This window comes from Pseudomonas sp. AG1028, from assembly GCF_007993955.1.
GTDB lineage: Bacteria > Pseudomonadota > Gammaproteobacteria > Pseudomonadales > Pseudomonadaceae > Aquipseudomonas > Aquipseudomonas straminea.
The window spans coordinates 219240-238449 of the sequence record NZ_VIVP01000007.1; the positions used below are offsets into that span (position 1 = coordinate 219240).

The 19210-nt window shown below is 63.6% G+C and carries 19 protein-coding genes; 13 read left to right on the plus strand and 6 right to left on the minus strand.

What is annotated here, in order from left to right:
- The first annotated feature begins 65 nt into the window (after positions 1 to 65).
- Entirely contained in the window at positions 66 to 977 is a 912-nt protein-coding gene (locus FB481_RS13650) for a DMT family transporter (RefSeq protein WP_093505755.1), read from the plus strand.
- A gap of 110 nt (positions 978 to 1087) precedes the next feature.
- Here the strand turns inward: FB481_RS13650 and FB481_RS13655 are convergent, their stop codons facing one another.
- Positions 1088 to 1843 carry a FadR/GntR family transcriptional regulator gene (locus FB481_RS13655; RefSeq protein WP_093505753.1) on the minus strand — a complete coding sequence of 252 codons (756 nt, stop codon included), beginning with the start codon at positions 1841 to 1843 and terminating at the stop codon, positions 1088 to 1090.
- A gap of 115 nt (positions 1844 to 1958) precedes the next feature.
- Between FB481_RS13655 and FB481_RS13660 the strand changes: the two genes are divergently transcribed.
- On the plus strand, positions 1959 to 2828 hold the full coding sequence (locus tag FB481_RS13660; RefSeq protein ID WP_147176743.1) for an aldose 1-epimerase: 870 nt from the start codon (positions 1959 to 1961) through the stop codon (positions 2826 to 2828).
- 209 nt (positions 2829 to 3037) lie between these two features.
- Entirely contained in the window at positions 3038 to 3256 is a 219-nt protein-coding gene (locus FB481_RS13665; protein ID WP_027906000.1) for a hypothetical protein, read from the plus strand.
- 51 nt (positions 3257 to 3307) lie between these two features.
- Here the strand turns inward: FB481_RS13665 and FB481_RS13670 are convergent, their stop codons facing one another.
- Positions 3308 to 4789, minus strand: coding sequence for a helicase HerA-like domain-containing protein (locus FB481_RS13670; RefSeq protein ID WP_147176744.1), 1482 nt, complete (start codon positions 4787 to 4789; stop codon positions 3308 to 3310).
- A 151-nt stretch (positions 4790 to 4940) separates the two neighbouring features.
- Between FB481_RS13670 and FB481_RS13675 the strand changes: the two genes are divergently transcribed.
- Positions 4941 to 6836: a methyl-accepting chemotaxis protein gene (locus tag FB481_RS13675; protein WP_147176745.1), complete on the plus strand. Its 1896-nt coding sequence runs from the start codon at positions 4941 to 4943 to the stop codon at positions 6834 to 6836.
- Positions 6837 to 6875: 39 nt separating this feature from the next.
- On the opposite strand, the gene FB481_RS23205 is transcribed toward FB481_RS13675, so the two are convergent.
- The 3 genes from FB481_RS23205 to purU are packed head-to-tail and all read right to left on the minus strand — an operon-like array spanning position 6876 to position 8370.
- Positions 6876 to 7052, minus strand: coding sequence for a hypothetical protein (locus FB481_RS23205; protein ID WP_167363164.1), 177 nt, complete (start codon positions 7050 to 7052; stop codon positions 6876 to 6878).
- A 5-nt stretch (positions 7053 to 7057) separates the two neighbouring features.
- Positions 7058 to 7480 carry a CBS domain-containing protein gene (locus FB481_RS13680; RefSeq protein ID WP_093505745.1) on the minus strand — a complete coding sequence of 141 codons (423 nt, stop codon included), beginning with the start codon at positions 7478 to 7480 and terminating at the stop codon, positions 7058 to 7060.
- A 38-nt stretch (positions 7481 to 7518) separates the two neighbouring features.
- On the minus strand, positions 7519 to 8370 hold the full coding sequence (purU, locus tag FB481_RS13685) for a formyltetrahydrofolate deformylase (protein WP_013790083.1): 852 nt from the start codon (positions 8368 to 8370) through the stop codon (positions 7519 to 7521).
- Between the two features lie 330 nt (positions 8371 to 8700).
- On the opposite strand from purU, the gene mvaT reads away from it, so the two are divergent.
- Positions 8701 to 9084, plus strand: a complete 384-nt coding sequence (gene mvaT, locus FB481_RS13690) for a histone-like nucleoid-structuring protein MvaT (protein WP_013790082.1) — start codon at positions 8701 to 8703, stop codon at positions 9082 to 9084.
- Positions 9085 to 9211: 127 nt separating this feature from the next.
- Here the strand turns inward: mvaT and sbcB are convergent, their stop codons facing one another.
- Entirely contained in the window at positions 9212 to 10654 is a 1443-nt protein-coding gene (sbcB, locus tag FB481_RS13695) for an exodeoxyribonuclease I (protein ID WP_147176746.1), read from the minus strand.
- A gap of 191 nt (positions 10655 to 10845) precedes the next feature.
- Here sbcB and FB481_RS13700 point away from each other — a divergent pair, with 191 nt between their 5' ends.
- The 8 genes from FB481_RS13700 (at position 10846) to FB481_RS13735 (ending at position 19206) form a co-directional block, all read left to right on the plus strand.
- On the plus strand, positions 10846 to 11604 hold the full coding sequence (locus tag FB481_RS13700) for a hypothetical protein (RefSeq protein WP_093505741.1): 759 nt from the start codon (positions 10846 to 10848) through the stop codon (positions 11602 to 11604).
- A 90-nt stretch (positions 11605 to 11694) separates the two neighbouring features.
- A complete protein-coding gene (locus FB481_RS13705) occupies positions 11695 to 12420 on the plus strand; it encodes an RDD family protein (RefSeq protein WP_147176747.1) in 726 nt (241 codons plus the stop codon).
- Positions 12417 to 13397, plus strand: a complete 981-nt coding sequence (locus tag FB481_RS13710) for a stage II sporulation protein M (RefSeq protein WP_147176748.1) — start codon at positions 12417 to 12419, stop codon at positions 13395 to 13397. The genes FB481_RS13705 and FB481_RS13710 overlap by 4 nt, the downstream gene beginning before the upstream one ends.
- Positions 13384 to 14955 (plus strand): DUF4129 domain-containing protein, encoded by a 1572-nt coding sequence (locus FB481_RS13715; RefSeq protein ID WP_147176749.1) that lies wholly within the window; start codon positions 13384 to 13386, stop codon positions 14953 to 14955. The genes FB481_RS13710 and FB481_RS13715 overlap by 14 nt, the downstream gene beginning before the upstream one ends.
- Complete coding sequence (locus tag FB481_RS13720; RefSeq protein ID WP_147176750.1) at positions 14952 to 16178, plus strand: DUF4350 domain-containing protein; 1227 nt, start codon at positions 14952 to 14954, stop codon at positions 16176 to 16178. The genes FB481_RS13715 and FB481_RS13720 overlap by 4 nt, the downstream gene beginning before the upstream one ends.
- Positions 16175 to 17224, plus strand: a complete 1050-nt coding sequence (locus FB481_RS13725) for a MoxR family ATPase (protein WP_093505731.1) — start codon at positions 16175 to 16177, stop codon at positions 17222 to 17224. The genes FB481_RS13720 and FB481_RS13725 overlap by 4 nt, the downstream gene beginning before the upstream one ends.
- Positions 17225 to 17249: 25 nt before the next feature.
- Positions 17250 to 18581: a DUF58 domain-containing protein gene (locus FB481_RS13730; RefSeq protein ID WP_147176751.1), complete on the plus strand. Its 1332-nt coding sequence runs from the start codon at positions 17250 to 17252 to the stop codon at positions 18579 to 18581.
- 331 nt (positions 18582 to 18912) lie between these two features.
- Positions 18913 to 19206, plus strand: a complete 294-nt coding sequence (locus tag FB481_RS13735) for a hypothetical protein (protein ID WP_093505726.1) — start codon at positions 18913 to 18915, stop codon at positions 19204 to 19206.
- Positions 19207 to 19210: the final 4 nt, after the last annotated feature.

Below are 19210 nucleotides of genomic sequence, written 5' to 3' on the forward strand. Positions count from 1 at the left end.
AGCGCAGCGAGAACGGTACAAACCGTCAGGCGCTCAAGGCTTAACTGGATACGGAAATTGTATTTATGACTGCCCCTGCCCTGTTTCCCCGCCACATCGCCGTGATGATCCTGGCGTTGCTGGCCTGCTCCTTCGCCGGCAACCACATTGCCGCGCGTATCGCCTTCGACAACCAGACCGGCCTGCTGTTGGCGATTCTCTGCCGCTCCGGCGTGACCATGCTGGTGCTGCTCGGCATCGTGCTGTGGCAACGCCAGGCCCTGCAGATGCCGCCTGGTGCCTGGCGCTGGCAGCTGCTGCTGGGCCTGTTGATCGCCACCCAGAGTATCTGCCTGTATACCGCCGTGGCACGTATTCCGGTGGCCCTGGCGCTGCTGATCGGCAACACCTTCCCGATCCTGCTCGCCCTGCTCACCTGGGCACTGGGCGGCTCGGCGCCCACCCGCCGCACGGTGATGCTGATGGGACTGATCCTCACCGGTCTGGTCTTCGCCCTGGACCTACCGGCGCGCCTGAACGCCAGCGAGCAGGCAGGCCCAGAGTGGCTCCTCGGCGTGAGCGCTTCGTTCCTGGCCGCCTGCGTGTTCGCCTGCGCGCTGTGGATCACCGATCACAAGCTCTCCAGCCTGCGCGGCTCGGTGCGCAGCATGCTCACCCTGATGATCGTATTCAGCAGCATGGTGGTGGCCGGCAGCGCCGATCTGATCCCCGGCGGCATGAACCTGCCCACCAACGGCACCGGCTGGACTGCCCTCGGCGCCCTGGTGCTGCTTTACGGCATCGCCTTCTGCATGCTGTTCGTCACCGTGCCGCGCCTGAACATGGCCAAGAACGCCCCGGTGATGAACATGGAGCCGATCGCCACGCTGCTGTTCGGCTGGCTGCTGCTGGATCAGGTATTGAGCGGTATGCAGATGATCGGCGGCGCAATCGTGCTGACGGGCATCGTGCTGCTGACTTATCGCAAGGATGCTTAAGCAGTCTCTCACGACAGGCTGCGCGTCGATCCTGCAGAAATGAAAAAGGGCCTGGGTGCTGCTCTACGGAAGTAGACTCAGCGCCCAGGCCCTTTGCCGGCCTCGCGGTTTCAGGCCTGCTTCGCGGCCACTTCGGCCGACTCGTGGGCCTGACGCAGGCGCTCTCGGCTGTTGGTCAGGTGCAGGCGCATGGCTGCACGGGCGGCATCGGAATCCTGGCGGGCGATGGCTTCGAAGATCTGCTCGTGCTCACGCTCCAGGCGCGCCATGTAGTGGGCATGGTCGTCGTGGGCGATACCGGCGGAATTGAGGCGCGTGCGCGGAATGATGCTGGTGCCCAGGTGGCTCATGATATCGGTGAAGTAGCGATTGCCCGTGGCATGGGCGATCTGCAGGTGAAACTGGAAATCCGAAGACACCGCATCGCTTTCATGGGCCGCGCCCTCGTTCAGCGCATCCAGCGCCTGGCGCATGGCGGCCAGTTGCTCGGGAGTACGGCGTTGTGCAGCCAGGCCCGCCGACTCGACTTCCAGGCTGATACGTAGTTCGAGCACGGCCAGCACTTCGCGCAGGGTGACGATGGTCGCCGGATCGATGCGGAAAACGCCGGGGCTGGGCGTGTCCAGCACGAAGGTGCCGATACCGTGGCGGGTTTCCACCAGGCCGGACGCCTGCAGACGCGACAGCGCTTCACGCACCACGGTGCGGCTCACGCCCTGCTCTTCCATGATCGCCGACTCGGTCGGCAACTTTTCACCACGCTTGATCACCCCGTCGCGAATGCGCTGGGACAGCTCTGCGACCAGCTCCTGTGCCAGGCTTCGATGCTTGCGCCGCGCACGTGGCTGCGTGTTCTGAGTTTCCATAAGGATGTCGTTATCGTCTGGGTGGCCAGAGCGCATCATATATCAGAGAGTTGTATGATGACACGTTCTTCGTTTATCTCCGCCTAACGGCGCGTTAACTGCACAGGTACTGCCCATGTCGCTCGACACTCTGCACCTGCAAGACGGTATCACCCAGCTGACCCTGACGCCTAGCATCGGTGGCGCAATTGCCAACTGGTCGGTCATCGCCACCGCCCAGCCGCTGCTGCGCCACGCCGACGAACAGGCGCTCGCCGCCGGCACTCCACGTCTGCTCGGCTGCTACCCGCTCGCGCCCTGGTCCAACCGCATCACCGAAGGCGGTTTCGACAACCCCGAAGGCTGGCTGGCCCTCGCTGCCAATGCCGACAACTCGCCCCTGCCGATCCATGGCAGCGCCTGGCAGCAGCCCTGGCAAGTCATCGAGCACAGTGAGCGTGCAGCGCTGCTGCGCCTGGACAGCCAGACTCCATTTGCCTTTACCGCCGAGCAGCGCTTCGAGCTCAACGATGGTCGTCTGACGATTCACCTGCAGGTTACCCATCGCGGCGAAGCACCAATCTGGCACGGTCTGGGCCTGCACCCGTACTTCCCGCGTACGCCCCACACGCGCCTGCAGGCCGCGACCGCGCAAGTCTGGCACTGCGACGCCAACAGTCTGCCCACAGGTCTGGACGATCTGCCGCATCACTGGGATTTCACCGCGGAGCGCGAATTGCCGGCCGTGCATACCGACAATGCCTTTATCGGCTGGAACGGCCAGGCGCGGATCATCGAACCGCAAGCCGGCTACAGCCTGGAGATCGGCAGCGATCAGGGCATCTATCTGCTTTTCTGCCCGGAAGGTAAACCCTTTTTCTGCTTCGAACCGGTCAGCCACCCTGTCAACGCCCATCACCTGCCCGGCAAACCGGGCCTGGTGCTGCTGAACCAGAATCAGCGCATTGGCCTGACCTTTACCTTGCAGTACCGGCCCCTGAACTGAGCCGGGCAGTTCACGTCGTTGGGCCGCCGTGCTGGACTTTCCGCGCGGGTTGATGATAATCACCCACCTGCCCTGGGTTCGGTCGCATCTGCGAATAACCTGAACTATCGAAAGGGTATAGGCTTCATAAAGATGTGGCGACCGTACCAGTGAGACCGCTCGGTCTTACGTTGTTGCCCATCTCTCTATTGGAAACCATGGGTACTATCGTGACGAAAGACGAACTGCGCGCCGAACTCGAGCGCCAGGCGCAGCGTTACAAGGATGTATACGGCGGTGAAGTGATCACCTACGCCGCCCAACCGGATCCGGAACGCAAGCCGTGGCGCAAGAAGGCCAGCCTGCTCGACCAGGCCTTCGACAAAGAAATCGAAAAGATCGAAAAAGATCTGTCCAGCAAAGCCGAGGCCAGAGCCGAAAGCGCCTGAGACTGAAGAGCGCCGGCGACTGTGCACAAGCGCACGCCGGCGTGGCACTTTCTAACGCCGCTTGGACTTGCCGCCAAGCAATGACCCCATCAAGCCCCTGACCAGTTGCCGCCCGAGCTGAGTGGCTGCCTGACGCATGGCGCTCTTCAACGCCTGGCTCGCCAGACCGCCCAGGTATTCGCCAGCGCTGCCGACCGTGGATGAATCCTGTTTGGCCGGCGGTGCAGCGCTCTGGCTGGCCTGGGCTGCACGCGTGGTCAGAATCTCGTAGGCCGACTCCCGATCAAAAGGTTTGTCATAACGCCCGGCCAATGGCGATTGGCGAATCAACGCAGCGCGTTCACCTTCGGACAGCGGGCCGATACGTGACTGCGGCGGCGCGATGGCCACACGCTGCACCATGGCTGGCGTGCCCTTGTCTTCCAGGGTACCCACCAGCGCTTCGCCGATACCCAGCTCGGTGAGCACAGACAGGCAATCGAACGCCGGGTTGGCTCGGAAACCATCGGCCACGGCGCGCAGCGCCTTCTGCTCACGGGTGGTGAACGCCCGCAGCCCATGCTGGATGCGCAGACCGAGCTGCGCCAGCACATCGTCGGGCAGATCGCCCGGCGACTGGGTGACGAAGTACACGCCCACGCCTTTAGAGCGAATCAGCCGCACCACCTGCTCCAGCCGTGACTGCAGCGCCTTCGGGGTATCGGCGAACAGCAGATGCGCCTCATCGAAGAACAGCGCCAGCACCGGCTTGTCGGCATCGCCCCGCTCGGGCAGTTGCTCGAATAATTCGGCCAGCAACCAGAGCAGGAAAGTCGCGTAGACCTTGGGCGCCTCGTGCACCAGGCGACTGGCGTCGAGCAGATGGATGCGCCCGCGACCCTCACGATCCGGCTGCAGAATGTCTTCGAGCTGCAGGGCCGGCTCACCGAACAGCGCCTCGCCGCCCTGCTGCTCAAGGCTGGCCAGGCGGCGCAACAGCGCCTGGGCCGAGCCGCTGGTGAACAACGCGCTGTCGGCGCCCAGCACCTCGGGCTGCTCCTTGAGATGATTGAGCAGCGCCTTTAGATCCTTCAGGTCGAGTAGCAGCAGGCCTTCGCGATCCGCCACCTTGAACGCCGCATACAGCGCCGCCTGCTGGCTGTCGGTCAGTTCCAGCAATGCGCCAAGCAGCAGCGGCCCCATTTCGCTCAGGGTGGTGCGCAGCGGGTGACCGCTCTGCCCGTGCACATCCCAGAGGCTGACCGGATAGGCCGTCGGGCTGTGCGCCAGCCACGGCATGCTGGCGATGCGTTCGGTCACCTTACCCTGGGGCGCACCGGCGGCGCCCAGGCCACACAGATCACCTTTCACGTCTGCCGCGAACACCGCCACGCCGGCATCGCTGAAATTCTCGATCAACCGTTGCAGAGTCACGGTCTTGCCGGTGCCCGTGGCGCCGGCGATCAAGCCGTGCCGGTTGGTCAGGCGCAGTGACTGGCCTACCGCTTCGCAATCAATGCCCGCGCCCAGAACGAATTGCTGATTCAAAGCCATACCACCGTCCTCTGGATTAAAGCTTTAGCGACCTGCTGCCGACATAACCGCCAGGCCATGACCGATTCAGCCCAACTTCGGCCGCCTGCCCACTCGCCACTTGGCGACGCCCTACCAGACTGGTTCCAGTGATCACCGGACGCAAGATGCCATGACGAGAAACCTGCAGTTCAGCCACAAGATCCTGCTGGCCGCCACCCTGGTGGTCACGGTCGCCTTCGCTCTGTTCAGCCTCTATAACGACAGCCGCCAGCGTAGCAGCATCCAGGCCTCGCTCCAGAGCAACCTCAGCCAGGCCAGTAACGCCGCGGCCGGCAATATCGAAAGCTGGCTGTCCGGGCGCATCCTTTTGGTCGAGAGCCTGGCCCAGAATCTGGAGCTGGCCATCGCCGCGGGCAACCTGCAGGAGGTGATTTCCCGCCCGGTCTACAAGGAGGCTTTCCTGTCCACTTATGTCGGTGTGCAGAGCGACGGCCGCTTCCTGTCCAGCCCACCGACCGAGATGCCGGCCGGCTACGATCCACGCACCCGCCCCTGGTACAAGGACACCGCTCAGGCCAACCGCACCCTGCTCACCGCGCCCTATGTCGACCAGATCACCAACACCCTGGTGATCTCACCCATCGCCCCGGTACATGGTGCGGACGGCAAGCCATTCGGCATGGCCGGCGGCGACGTCAGCCTGGATACCCTGGTGAAGATCATCAACTCCATTGACCTGGGCGACCTGGGTTATGCGTTTCTGGTCAGCAAGGATGGCACCGTGCTGGTTCACCCTCAGGGCGACCTGGTGATGAAGAACCTGCGCGACCTCTACCCCAACGCCACCATCGGCCTGGACAGCAAGCTCACCGAAGTCACCCAGGACGGCCAACAGCGCCTGCTGACCTTCTCGCCGGTAAAAGGCCTGCCGGACGTGCAGTGGTACGTGGGCCTGTCCATCGACAAGAACCTGGCCTACGCGGCGCTGGATGAATTCCGCCTGTCGGCCGCCATCGCCACGCTGATCGCCGTGGCGCTGATCATCGCCTTGCTCGGTGTGCTGATCCGCGTGCTGATGCAACCGCTGACCACCATGGGCAAGGCCATGGAAGATATCGCCCGCGGTGAAGGCGACCTGACCAAGCGCCTGGCCATCCAGTCCCACGACGAATTCGGCGCGCTGGCCAGCTCGTTCAACCGCTTTGTCGAGCGCATCCACGCCTCGATCCGCGAAGTGTCCTCGGCCACCGCCCAGGTCAACGAAGTCGCCAAGCTGGTGGTCAACGCTTCCAACTCCTCGATCGCCAACTCCGACGAACAGGCCAGCCGTACCAACAGCGTGGCCGCGGCGATCAACGAACTGGGCGCCGCCGCCCAGGAAATCGCCCGTAACGCCGCAGACGCTTCCAATCAGGCCTCCGACGCCCGCCATCAGGCCGAAGACGGTGGCAAGGTTGTGCAGCAGGCGATCAATGCCATGACCGACCTTTCCGCCAAGGTGGTCGATGCGCGCAGCAAGATCGAGATGCTCGCTGGCAAGACCACGGACATCGGGCAGATTCTCGAGGTGATCAAGAGCATCTCCCAGCAGACCAACCTGCTGGCCCTCAACGCCGCCATCGAAGCCGCCCGCGCTGGCGAGGCGGGCCGCGGTTTCGCGGTGGTCGCCGATGAAGTGCGCAACCTGGCTCATCGCACCCAGGAATCGGCCCAGGAAATCGATAAGATGATCGAGGAGCTGCAGGTCGGCTCCCGCGAGTCGGTCACCACCATGACCGAGAGCCAGCACTACAGCGAGCAGAGCGTGGAGGTTGCCAACCAGGCCGGCGAGCGCCTGGGCAGCGTGACCCTGCGCATCGGCGAGATCGACGGCATGAACCAGTCCGTGGCCACAGCCACCGAGGAGCAGACCTCGGTGATCGAGGCACTGAACATGGACATTACCGAGATCAACACCCTCAATCAGGAAGGTGTGGAAAACCTGCAGGCCACCCTGCGAGCCTGCGCCGACCTGGAGCAGCAGGCCGCGCGCCTGAAGCATCTGGTCGACAGCTTCCGGATTTGAAGCCGGAGCAATGAAAAAGGGCGCCAGTGGCGCCCTTTTTTATTTATCGCAGCTCTGCTGCTCGCGCTGCATGCGTTGCCACAAGGCTTCGGCCCCTTCGAACTCGGTGCCGTCCTCATCGCTCAGCGCCTCGGGGTCGAAGCGCTGCACGCAGCCCTGGCCGACTACCGGTGGCGGCGTCGCTGTGCCCGGCACATCGGGTTTGTCGTCAGCCATGGCGATCAGCCCCTCGCACGGCCTTGTTCATGCTGGGCGAACTCCTTTACCGCCAGTAGCACGTCGTGACGGCTGATCTGGCCGACCAGTTTGCCGCCCTCGACCACCGGAAAGCGGCGGCGGCGACCTTTGAGAAAGCGCTCGGCCACCTCGATGATGTCCGCCTCAGGCGAGGTGGTTTCCACAGTGCTGGTCATGTACGAGGCGATGGTGCCGCCGGTGGCCTCGTAATAGGCGCCCTGCAGAATACCCCGCAGGCAATCGCCCTCGGACAGCAGACCCATCAGACGCCCCTGGCCGTCGACCACGGGCGCACCGGAAATACGATGCTCGAGCAAGCGGTTGATGGCGGTGAACAGATCGGTATCGGCATGAAAGGTCACCAGGTGACGAGTCATGTAATCACGCACTTTGACGGACTTGAGCATGAACGCGAACTCCTTGTTCGAGCATCGGGCCAGACGGCTTAGTCGAATACCACCGTCTTGTTGTTGTGCACCAGCACTCGGTCTTCCAAGTGATAGCGCAGACCGCGGGAAAGCACCATTTTTTCCACGTCCTTGCCCAGGCGCACCATCTCCTCAATGGTCTCGCGATGGCTGACGCGCACCACGTCCTGCTCGATGATCGGGCCGGCGTCCAGCTCCTCGGTCACATAGTGAGAGGTAGCGCCGATCAGCTTCACACCGCGCAGCGAGGCCTGGTGGTAGGGCTTGGCACCGACAAAGGACGGCAGGAAGCTGTGGTGGATGTTGATCACGCGCTGCGCATAGTCCTGACACAATTTGGGCGGCAGGATCTGCATGTAGCGCGCCAGCACGATCACATCAGCGCGGTGTTCTTCGACCAGGCGCGCGACCTCATCGAATGCTGGCTGCTTATTCTGCGGGTCCACCGGCACATGGATGAACGGGATGCCATGCCACTCGACCATGCTGCGCAGGTCGTCATGGTTGGAAATCACGCAGGGAATGTCGCAATCCAGCTCGTTGCTGTGCCAGCGGTGCAGCAGGTCGGCCAGACAGTGAGACTCGCGGCTGGCCATCAGCACCACACGCTTCTTTTGCGCCGAGTCGGTGATGCGCCATTCCATCGAAAACTCACGGGCGATGGGCGCGAACGCCTGATTGAAGCCGTCCAGGTCGAAGGGCAGCGAATCGGCACGGATTTCGTGGCGCATGAAAAACCAGCCGCTCTGCGTGTCCGAATGGTGGCTCGCTTCGGTGATCCAGCCGTTGTAGGTCGCCAGGAAGTTACTGACCTTGGCCACGATGCCGGTACGATCAGGGCAGGCGATTACCAGCCGAAAAGTGCGCATGAACAACTCCAGAGAATTAGCGAAGGCGCGCATTTTAGCCACACCCACAAAAAACTGCAGTAGCTGTACCAGGCGCCTGTCGTGCCGGGCATGGACGATGCGGCCAGGTCCGCAAGAAGTCACCGACACTTGCAGTTATACCTTCACTGTTTAGCGGTGCCGGCGATTAGTGTTGAAGCTAATTTAAGCGCTAATTAAATAGTCATCCAGCCGTGCAACTTCTTTTCCTGGCGCACGTCTGTTTAATACAAAGCGGTTTACTTAAAACCGGCCCCTGTCTACTATAAGCAACACTTAGCCCCTCCCTTGCATTGCATTAAAGGTACGCACATGTCGCTGATCACTGAATACCGCAGCCTCGAAGAAAACATCAAAGAACTGCAAGAGCGTCTGAAAAGCCTGTCGCAAGACGACAAGCTGAAAAAGGAACTGGAGTTCGAAGGCAAGCTGCGCACCCTGATGGGTGAATATCAGAAATCGCTGCGCGACATCATTGCGCTGCTCGATCCAGAAGCGAAAGTTGGCAAAGCGCCGCGCGCAGCAGGTAAAGCAGCCGCCACCGGCAGCAAGCGTGCTCGCAAAGTTAAGCAGTACAAAAACCCGAACACCGGCGAAGTCATCGAAACCAAAGGTGGCAACCACAAGACCCTGAAAGAGTGGAAAGCCAAGTGGGGCGCCGACGTCGTCGAAGGCTGGGCCACCCTGCTGGGCTGATGCCAGACCGGGGCGGTGAGTCCATGAAGAACGCCAGCATTGCTGGCGTTTTTTATGGGCGTCTATTCAATCAACTCAATAGAAAGATTCGATTGACCACCTGATGATTTAACACTGGCAACCAGTTTTATTTCCCTTCGTTTTGTAGACCATATCGCTGACGCAATTGTTGCGCGTGCGCAAGCCAGGTGTGCAGTGCTGCCTGCTGACTTTCGTTTGCCTCAGTCAGATAGCGCGCCATCTCGGTCTCGAAACTCACCAGCGTATTGGGCGCACCAAACTCGGGCTGGCTAAGACGCTGCCGGCAGAACGCATGCCAGCGCAATTGTTCTTCACTGCTCAGGGTCGTCGCGAAGTTACGGGCCCGGTAGCGAAACAGTAACTCGGGCAACCGTGCATCATCGAATGGCCAGGACTGCGCAGCCAATTGGGACGGATCACAATTACGCACCTGCTCGCAAAGTCGGCGGTCGCGGTCACCAATAAAACCATCGTACAACTGCTGCTCGGGATCCATCACCGAAGCGAAACTTTCTTCCGTATACACCTGCGGCAATTTGTCTCGCCATTGTTCCTGGGTATCAGCCAATCGCTTGGCGCGCGCTTGCAACTCGGTCTTGTCCAACTGCAGGCGCTGGCAATCTTCGTCGCGCAATACGCCTAGGGGTGCGATCACCGGGCAGCGATTAATATGTATGAGCTTGAGCGGTACCGGCAGTTCGCCGCCCAAGTCATCGCGCCGCGTATAAAGGCGCTGCCTTAGGGTGTCGGCGCTTTCACTCAGCAACGGCGCCGCATCCAGGTGCAGGTCGCAAACGATCAGCGCATTGCGGTTGCGCGGATGCCAGGCCAGCGGCAGCACGACTGCCAGGTAATGCCGCGCCCCGGAAAAGCGCCCGGACACATGCACCAGGGGTTGCAGCAGGCGAATCTGATCGAGCACTTGGTGCTTGCTGCGCAGCCCGTATAGGTAGTCATAGAGCTTGGGCTGGCGCTCGCGGATCAGCCGCGCCAGGGCGATGGTAGCGCGCACGTCCGACAGCGCATCGTGAGCCTGACCGTGATCGATACCGTTGGCGGCGGTCAGGCGCTCGAGCTTGAGGCTAACGCCGTGCTCGTCCTGTGGCCATTCGATGCCTTCGGGGCGCAGCGCATAGGCGGTGCGCACCATGTCGATCAGATCCCAACGGCTGTTGCCGCCCTGCCACTCGCGGGCATAGGGGTCGAAGAAGTTGCGGTACAGGCTGTAACGCGTCACCTCATCATCGAAACGCAGGCTGTTGTAGCCCACGCCACAGGTGCCGGGGCGCGCCAGCTCGGCATGTACGCGGGTCATGAATTCGGCTTCACTCAAACCTTCACGCGCCAGCCGGTCCGGGCCGATGCCGGTAATCATGCAGGCCGCGGGGTGCGGCAGGATATCGTCGCTTGGCTGGCAGTACAGATTGATCGGCGCGTCGATTTCGTTGAGCTGCTCGTCGGTGCGGATGCCGGCGACCTGCAGCGGTCGATCACGGCGCGGGTCGATACCGGTGGTTTCGTAGTCGTACCAGAACAGACTGGAAGGCACGGCGGACTCCTGTGACGAATGAGCGTCGCAGTCTAGGTTTGTTGCCGCTCGTTCACAAACCACGACAGCCTGGCAAAAACTTGATGGCCTTCACGACCTTGGCAACGAGGCAGCGAGTGCCCCCTTGTTAGCGATCTAATCCACCATTAACATCAGGAAACAATCTCATTGCCGCTCGCCAAGGATGAATCATGAGTGACACCACGACCAATCCGTATGCCGTTCCCACCAGCCAGCTGCAGGACGCGCCCACCGGCGCCCAAGCACTGAGCGTCGAACAAGCCCTGAGCCGGGGCTACGACTTCACCATTGGCGGCCTGCTCAGCGAAGCCTGGCAGCTGACCAAAGGCACCAAAGGCATCATCATCGGCGGCTTCCTGATCTTCTACGTGGCGATTCTGGTCGCCTCGTTCGTGGTCGGTGGCGTGCTGGGCATATTCAGCATGTTCAGCGACAGCCTGGCGCTGATCATCATCGGTCAGCTGCTGACCACCATCATCGCCTCGGCGGTGAGCTACCCGTTCTTCGCCGGCCTGACCATGGTCGGCATTCGCCGCGCAGCGGGCCAGCCGATCAGCTTCAACGAAATTTTCGGCCACTTCGGCAGCCTCGTACCGCTGCTGATCGCTGCCGTGCTGATGATGCTGCTGATCTACCTGGGCATGATCCTGCTGCTGATCCCCGGCATCTACCTGGCCGTGGCCTACATGCTGGCCATCCCGCTGATCGTCGAGCGTGGCCTGTCGCCGTGGCAGGCCATGGAAGCCTCGCGCAAGGCCATCACCCAGCACTGGTTCAAGGTCTTCGGCCTGTTCCTGCTGCTCGGCCTGATCGTGTCTATCAGCGCCATCCCGCTGGGCATCGGCCTGATCTGGACCATCCCGCTGTTCGTCATGGTCATGGGCGTGCTGTACCGCACCATCTTCGGCGTCCTGCCCGTCGCACGTTAAGCATGTGCAGCCCAGGCCGCGTTCGCGCGGCCTGGTTGCTTCCCGCTCCGCTGCTGGCTAGCATCGGGCTTTGCTCCCTACGACGTGACGATGCCACCTTCCTCAGCCATCCCTTCTTCTCGACCCCAGCAGGCCATGCTGGACACGCGCTATCAGGTGGAAACCCCGGAAGGGATTGACCTCGCGCAGCGTCCTGCCGGGCTGGTGCCGCGTGCCCTGGCCTTTACCATCGACCTGCTGATCCGCGGTGCCATCCTCGCCGTCGTCTATCTGGTACTGGGCCTGTTCGGCCAGTTGGGCATGGGCCTGGCGACCATCGTTCTGTTTCTGGTGACCTGGTGGTACATGGTGCTGTTCGAGGTACTCAACCAGGGCCGATCGCCAGGCAAACAGTTGCTCGGCCTGCGCGTAGTGCATGACGATGGCACGCCGATCAGCTGGCCGGCCTCGCTGACCCGCAACCTGCTGCGTTTCGTCGACCTGCTGCCGTTCGCCTACACCCTGGGCATCATCAGTTGCCTGAGCACCCGCGCCTTCAAACGCCTCGGCGATATCGCCGCCGGCACCCTGGTGGTTTACCGCGAGCAGGCCATCGAGCGGCCGAATCTGCCCGAGGCCGAGGCGCTGCCGGCGCCTTTCGCGCTGGATTTTGCCGAGCAACGCGCCATGCTGGCTTTCGCAGAACGGGGTGAAGGCCTGTCGACCGCGCGCCGCGCCGAGCTGGCAGGCATTCTAGCCGAGCCGCTGCAGGTCGATGCCAACCAGGCCGAAGGCCGCATCAACGGCATCGCGCGCGGCTTGTTGGGGCCGATATGAAGCAGAGCCTTTTCGAAACCCGTCACCAGCCCCAGTGGCAGGCCTTCGCCGAACAGCTCACGCGTCTGGAAAGCGGCGACCGCGATGCGGACAAGAGCCGCACCTTCGCCGCCGAGTACCGCCGCCTCTGCCAGCACCTGGCATTGGCTCGGGCCCGCGGCTACAGCAACCATCTGATCGAGGAACTGCAGCACCTGGCCCTGCGTGGCCACCAGCAGTTCTACCGCCATCGCAGCGCCATCGGCCCGCAGCTGATCGGCTTCGTGCTGGCTGGCTTTCCGCGTCTGGTGCGCGAGGAGTGGCGCCTGGTGAGCATCGCCAGCCTGCTGTTCTTCGGTAGCCTGGCGCTGATGGGCACTCTCGTTTACCTGTTTCCAGATCTGGTCTACAGCGTCATGGATCCAGCCCGCGTCAGCGAGATGGAGGGCATGTACGACCCGGACACCACGCGCCTGGGCCGCTTCGGCGAGCGTGATGCGGGCGATGACTGGATGATGTTCGGCTTCTACATCATGAACAACACCGGCATCGCCTTCCAAACCTTCGCCAGTGGTCTGCTGTTCGGCGTCGGCAGCCTGTTCTTCCTGCTGTTCAATGGCCTGATGATCGGCGCGGTGGCCGGCTACCTGACGCAGTTGGGCTACAGCGAAACCTTCTGGTCGTTCGTGATCGGCCACGGTGCCTTCGAACTGACCGCCATCGCCCTGGCCGGCGCTGCCGGTCTCAAGCTCGGCTGGGCGCTGCTGGCACCCGGTCGCCTGCCCCGTGGCGAAGCACTGCGCCTGGCGGCGATCCGCGCCATCCGACTGCTCGGCGGCGCTGCGCTGTTTCTGCTGATCGCCGCCTTTATCGAGGCTTACTGGTCGTCCATGACCTTCTCCACACCCACGGTGAAATACTGGGTGGGCGCAGGCCTGTGGGCGCTGGTGCTGGCTTATCTGGGCCTGGCAGGCCGGCGGCAGCATGCGCCTGACTGATGCCAGCGTGGCGATCCGCCCGCGCACGCCCTGGGAAGCCATCGACCTCGGCGTACTGATGGCCCGTCAGCATCGCCGTCTGCTGATGGCCAGCTGGGCTGCAGTGACCCTGCCGATCTTCGCCGTGCTCTGCGCGCTACTGTGGCAGTACCCGTCCTGGGCGATGTTCGTGTTCTGGTGGCTGAAGCCGGCTTACGAGCGGCTGCCGCTGTACATCCTCTCGCGCTCGCTGTTCGGCGAGACGCCGACACTCAAGCAGGCACTCAAGGCCTTCCCTACCCTGCTGAAACCACAGCTGCTGGCCAGCCTGACCTGGCGCCGCTTTAGCCCGACGCGCAGCTTCGACCTGCCGGTGCTGCAGCTCGAAGGCCTCAAGGGCAAGGCGCGTACCCAACGCCTCAACGTACTGGCGCAGCGCAACTCAGGCGCGGCTACCTGGCTGACCCTGGTCGGCGTGCACCTGGAAACCGCCCTGTGGATCGGCCTCGGCAGTCTGGTCTACCTGCTGATCCCCACCCAGGTTTCTACCGAATGGGACTGGCAGAGCCTGATCAACGGCGACACCAGCGAGTGGCTGTGGCTGGAGCACCTGTCCAACCTGGCCTATGCGCTGCTGCTGGTTCTCTGGGGGCCGATCTATGTCGCTGGCGGTTTCAGCCTGTACCTCAACCGCCGCACGGCCCTGGAAGGCTGGGATATCGAGCTGACCTTCCGCCGCCTGCGCCAGCGCCTGACCGGCGTGGCCTACGCCTTGCTGCTCGGCATCGGCGCGCTGGCATTGCAGGCGCCGACACCTGCATTCGCTGCAGACACGCTTGCCAGCTGCCCGCTGCCGAGCGAAGACCCGAACGGCCCGGAAGCGCCACGTATGCTCGCCCAGCCGCTGACCAGCCAGGCCTCCCGGGAAGCGGCGTTGCAGATTCTCGACTCGCCGCCCTTCGAGAACCGTGAAACCGTGACCCGCTGGCGCTTCGGCGACGAGGCCAAAGAGGACAAGGCAGAGCCCGGGTCCAGCGAGAAGCTGGAGAAGTTCTTCGACATGCTCGAAGGCTGGGAAGCGCTGAAAGGTCTGGCCCGGTTCTTCGAGGCCGCCCTGTGGGCGCTGGTGATCGGCCTGATCGCCCTGGTGCTGTGGCGCTACCGCGAGTGGCTCGGCACCTTCGTAGGCCGAACGCGGGTAAAACGTACGAAGAAAGTCGAATCGCCGGACCAGCTATTCGGCCTGGACGTAGTGCCGGAAAGCCTGCCGGACGATGTGGCCAGCAGCGCCGAGCGGCTCTGGGCTGAAGACCCGCGCGCCGCTCTGGGCCTGCTTTACCGTGCCCTGCTCAGCTGTCTGATCCACGATCACAAGCTGCCGCTCAAGAGTTCCCACACCGAAGCCGAAGTGCTGCCGCTGGTCGATGGTCTCGACGACCCGGAACTGAGCAACTTCAGCCACACCCTGACGCGCCACTGGCAAAACCTCGCTTACGGCCATCGCCTGCCGCCAACCGCGCTGTGCCCGGTGCTGTGCAATGACTGGCGCCGCCTGGTCGAACAGCGAGGTCGCCCATGAGCCGCTCTCTGCGTATCGGCCTGCTCGTTCTGCTGGTGCTGATTCTTGGCCTGCTCGGCAATTTCCTGCTGCAACGCGCCGAATCCTACGAGGAAGTGGTCACCCACGGCCCGTCACCCGAGGCCCGCGCCAATCCCTATCTGGCCGCCGAACAGTTCCTGCGCAAGCAGGGCATCGAGGTTGCCCGCGCCGACAACCTGGCCGGCCTCGACACCTTGCCGAGTCGCGGCCACACCCTGCTGCTGCTCGCCAACCGCAGCAACCTGACGCCACGCCAGAACGAGCGCCTGCTGGAATGGACGGCCCGCGGCGGCCACTTGCTGTTCGTTGCCGAACGCATGTGGGACGAGGAACAGGGCAAGAGTGGCGACGGGCTGCTCGACAAACTGAACGTGCAGCAGTACCCGGTCGAGCAGCTCGACGAGGAAGACGCCGAGCAGGAAGGCGGCTCTGCTGCCGACGAACAGCCAAGCGAGTCGGCCAGCGAAGAGGATCAGCAAGAGCCGACGGACGCCTACCCGAACCTGACCAAGCTGTACCTGGAAAACGAGCAGGCACCGGCCTACATCGACTTCGATACCGACTTTCACCTCTACGATGCCAATAACCTGGCCCACGTCTGGGCCAACAGCGGCGAAGCCACACATCTGCTTCAGATCTATCACGGCGACGGGCTGATCAGCATCGTCAGCGATGCCTGGGTCTGGCAGAACGAAAACCTGGGCAACTACGACAACGCCTGGCTGCTCTGGTACCTCAGCCAGGACAGCGCCGTGACCCTGGTCTACAACGCCGACCGCGACAGCCTGCTGACCCTGCTGCAACGCCATTTCGCCCCAGCCCTGCTGGCCCTGGCCCTGCTGCTGGTGCTGACCCTGTGGCACGTCGGCCAGCGCCGCGGGCCGCTGCTGCAACCGCAACCGGTCAGCCGCCGGCAGCTGCAGGAACACCTGCGCGCCGCCGCCGATTTCCTGCTGCGCCAGAGCGGCCAGCAACGTCTGCTCGGCAACCTGCAGCAGGACATCCTGCGTCGCGCTCGCCGTCGCCACCCCGGTTTCGAGCGCCTGGCCGTGGCCGACCAGTGGCAGATTCTTGGCCGCCTCAGCCGTCAGCCTTCCACCATCATCAGCCAGGCCATGCGCCCCCTGGGCGAGAAACGCCTGTCCGCCAGCGACTTCACCCGCCAGGTCGCCCACCTGCAAACACTCAGGAATGCCCTATGAGCGAAAATACGCCTGACCAGCCGAGCAGCCCGATCGGCGAATCCACCGCGGCGCCGGCCGCCGCGCCCTCGGCCGGCAACATCGCCCAGCAGCGCCAGCGCGCCAGCCAACTGGCTCAGGGCCTGCGCCAGGAACTGCAGAAGGCGGTGATCGGCCAGACGGCGGTGATCGACGACGTGCTCACCGCGCTGATCGCTGGCGGCCACGTGCTGCTCGAAGGTGTGCCCGGCCTCGGCAAGACTCTACTGGTGCGCGCCCTGGCGCGCTGCTTCGGCGGCGAGTTCGCGCGCATCCAGTTCACCCCGGACCTGATGCCCAGCGACATCACCGGCCACGCGGTGTACGACCTGCAGAGCGAGCAGTTCAAGCTGCGCAAGGGGCCGATCTTCACCAACCTGCTGCTCGCCGACGAGATCAACCGCGCGCCGGCCAAGACCCAGGCCGCGCTGCTGGAAGTCATGCAGGAGCGCCAGGTGACCCTGGAAGGTCGCCCGCTGGCGGTGCCGCTGCCGTTCATGGTGCTGGCCACCCAGAACCCCATCGAGCAGGAAGGCACCTACCCGCTGCCCGAAGCCGAGCTCGACCGTTTCATGCTCAAGCTGCACATGGATTACCCCGAGCAGGACGAAGAGCTGAACATGGTGCGCCAGGTCACCCGCTCGGCGAAGGCCGACATGCTCGAGGTCACGCCGCTGCGCACCCTGTTGCAGGCCAAGGACGTGCTGATCATGCAGAAGATCGCCAGCGACCTGCCCCTCGACGACCATGTGCTCGACTATGCCGTGCGCCTGGCCCGCGCCACGCGCAGCTGGCCGGGCCTGGCCATCGGCGCCGGCCCGCGGGCATCCATCGCCCTGGTGCGCGGCGCCCGTGCCCGCGCCCTCCTGCGCGGCGGCGATTTCGTGCTGCCCGACGACATCAAGGGCTGCGCCCTGGCGGTGCTGCGCCACCGTGTGCGCCTATCGCCGGAGCTGGGCATCGAAGGGCTGTCGGTCGATCAGGTTCTGCTGCAGCTGCTCGACCAGGTGCCTGCGCCCCGTCTATGACAGACTCGAACCGGGATAAAGCGGCATGAAGCCCTCCTCCACCCTGCTGCGCCTGCTGGCCGGGCTGCTCGTGGTCGCCATCGTGCTCGGCGCCCTGGACGCGCTGTCGGTGGCCGTGCCCGAGCGACTCACCACCCTGTGGTGGGGCGCATTGCTGCTGCTCGCCGGCGTGGCGCTGGTCGACGCCCTGCGTCTGTCCCGCCTGCCCTCGCCGCGCCTGTCCCGCCAGTTGCCGGGCAATCTGCCGTTGGGCCGCTGGAGCGACGTGCGCCTGAGCGCCGAGCACAGTTACAAGAACGACTTGCACATCGAGGTATTCGATCACACGCCCCAGGACATGGCCGTCGAGCACATGCCCCAGCAGGTCGAGCTGCGCCCTGGCGAACACACCAGCTTCAGCTACCGCGTGCGCCCGCTGGTGCGCGGCCACTTCGTGCTGCCGCGTTGCGAAGTCAGCCTGCCGAGCCCACTGCGCCTTTGGCAGTCGCGTCGCCACCTGGAGACGCGCGACGAAACCCGTGTCTATCCGGATTTCGCCCGCCTGTACGGCGCCCAGTTGATGGCCGTGGACGACTGGATCAGCCAGTTGGGCGTGCGCCAGCGCCAGCGTCGCGGCCTGGGTCAGGAATTTCACCAGCTGCGGGAATTCCGTGAAGGCGACACGCTGCGGCAGATCGACTGGAAGGCCACCGCCCGCAAGCGCACGCCGATCGCCCGCGAATACCAGGACGAGCGCGACCAGCAGATTGTTTTCCTGCTCGACTGCGGCCGGCGGATGCGCAGCCAGGACGACGAGCTATCGCACTTCGACCACGCCCTTAACGCCAGCCTGCTGCTCAGCTACGTGGCCCTTCGCCAGGGCGACGCCGTAGGGCTGATGACCTTCGCCAGCGAGCAACGCCGCTACCTGCCGCCGGTCAAGGGCCAGGCCCAGGTCAATGTACTGCTCAACGCCGTGTACGACCTGCAGAGCACCCAGCGCCCAGCCGACTACAGCGACGCGGTGGACGCCCTGCTCAAACGCCAGAGCCGCCGCGCCCTTGTGGTGCTGATCACCAACCTGCGCGACGAGGACGACGAGGATCTGCTGGCCGCGGTCAAACGCCTGGAACGCCGCCACCGCGTGCTGATCGCCAGCCTGCGTGAAGACGTGCTCGACACCCTGCGCCACACCCAGGTGCAGGACTACGAGTCGGCGCTGAACTACTGCGGCGCGGTGGATTACCTCAACGCCCGCAACACGCTGCATGAGCGCCTGGCAGCCCATAACGTGCCAGTGCTCGACGCGCGTCCTGGCGAGCTGGGGCCGGAGCTGGTCAACCGTTATTTGGCCTGGAAAAAGGCGGGCATTCTCTAGAGCCTGTTCACGGTCTTTTTAGGCGACATAAAGCGGCTGCAAAAAGCAAAAGCGTACGGTAGGCACGGATCTTTGTGGGAGAGGCTTTAGCCTCGAGTCTTTTATCAGGGTAAACAAAGAGCTCGGGGCTAAAGCCCTTCCCACAAGTTCGTGAAATGCCGCTCTCGCCACATTGCAGTCAACATCCCGAAGTCGAGCCGAAGGATCGTGAACAGGTCTTTGGGCCGAGCGCGCCGTTCGTCCCGCTGCCGCTACTTTGTTACCGACGGCTGCCCAGGCAGACGCCATTCCTTATACTGCGCCCCAACGTTTTCGCCTGTGGAGCCTGCCCGTGAACTTTTCGTCCTGGACACCCAAGGAGCGCCTGATTTCTGCGGCCTTTTTCGCCGTGGCCATTGGTTGCCTGCTGTACGGTTTCGCCTCGGGCGTGCCGCCGATGAGCAGCGAGTTCTTTTCGATGTTCGCCGTGGTCTCGCTGGTGATCGGCCTGGCCCTGACCCCGAGTTTCATGCTCAAGCCACTTCGCGACAGCCTCGGCGCCAACCTGTCCACCCCGCTGCGCATCGCCTTGGGCTTCTTCTGCGCCTTCCAGCTGGTCGCCGTGCTCCGCGTGATCGCGGCCTGAACCC

Bases quoted from the DNA above. Each gene is read 5' to 3' on its own strand.
- FB481_RS13650 (WP_093505755.1), top strand. From the start codon at position 66: ATGACTGCCCCTGCCCTGTTTCCCCGCCACATCGCCGTGATGATCCTG.
- FB481_RS13655 (WP_093505753.1), bottom strand. From the start codon at position 1,843: ATGGAAACTCAGAACACGCAGCCACGTGCGCGGCGCAAGCATCGAAGC.
- FB481_RS13660 (WP_147176743.1), top strand. From the start codon at position 1,959: ATGTCGCTCGACACTCTGCACCTGCAAGACGGTATCACCCAGCTGACC.
- FB481_RS13670 (WP_147176744.1), bottom strand. From the start codon at position 4,789: ATGGCTTTGAATCAGCAATTCGTTCTGGGCGCGGGCATTGATTGCGAA.
- FB481_RS13675 (WP_147176745.1), top strand. From the start codon at position 4,941: ATGACGAGAAACCTGCAGTTCAGCCACAAGATCCTGCTGGCCGCCACC.
- FB481_RS23205 (WP_167363164.1), bottom strand. From the start codon at position 7,052: ATGGCTGACGACAAACCCGATGTGCCGGGCACAGCGACGCCGCCACCG.
- FB481_RS13680 (WP_093505745.1), bottom strand. From the start codon at position 7,480: ATGCTCAAGTCCGTCAAAGTGCGTGATTACATGACTCGTCACCTGGTG.
- purU (WP_013790083.1), bottom strand. From the start codon at position 8,370: ATGCGCACTTTTCGGCTGGTAATCGCCTGCCCTGATCGTACCGGCATC.
- mvaT (WP_013790082.1), top strand. From the start codon at position 8,701: ATGTCGCTGATCACTGAATACCGCAGCCTCGAAGAAAACATCAAAGAA.
- FB481_RS13700 (WP_093505741.1), top strand. From the start codon at position 10,846: ATGAGTGACACCACGACCAATCCGTATGCCGTTCCCACCAGCCAGCTG.
- FB481_RS13705 (WP_147176747.1), top strand. From the start codon at position 11,695: ATGCCACCTTCCTCAGCCATCCCTTCTTCTCGACCCCAGCAGGCCATG.
- FB481_RS13710 (WP_147176748.1), top strand. From the start codon at position 12,417: ATGAAGCAGAGCCTTTTCGAAACCCGTCACCAGCCCCAGTGGCAGGCC.
- FB481_RS13715 (WP_147176749.1), top strand. From the start codon at position 13,384: ATGCGCCTGACTGATGCCAGCGTGGCGATCCGCCCGCGCACGCCCTGG.
- FB481_RS13720 (WP_147176750.1), top strand. From the start codon at position 14,952: ATGAGCCGCTCTCTGCGTATCGGCCTGCTCGTTCTGCTGGTGCTGATT.
- FB481_RS13725 (WP_093505731.1), top strand. From the start codon at position 16,175: ATGAGCGAAAATACGCCTGACCAGCCGAGCAGCCCGATCGGCGAATCC.
- FB481_RS13730 (WP_147176751.1), top strand. From the start codon at position 17,250: ATGAAGCCCTCCTCCACCCTGCTGCGCCTGCTGGCCGGGCTGCTCGTG.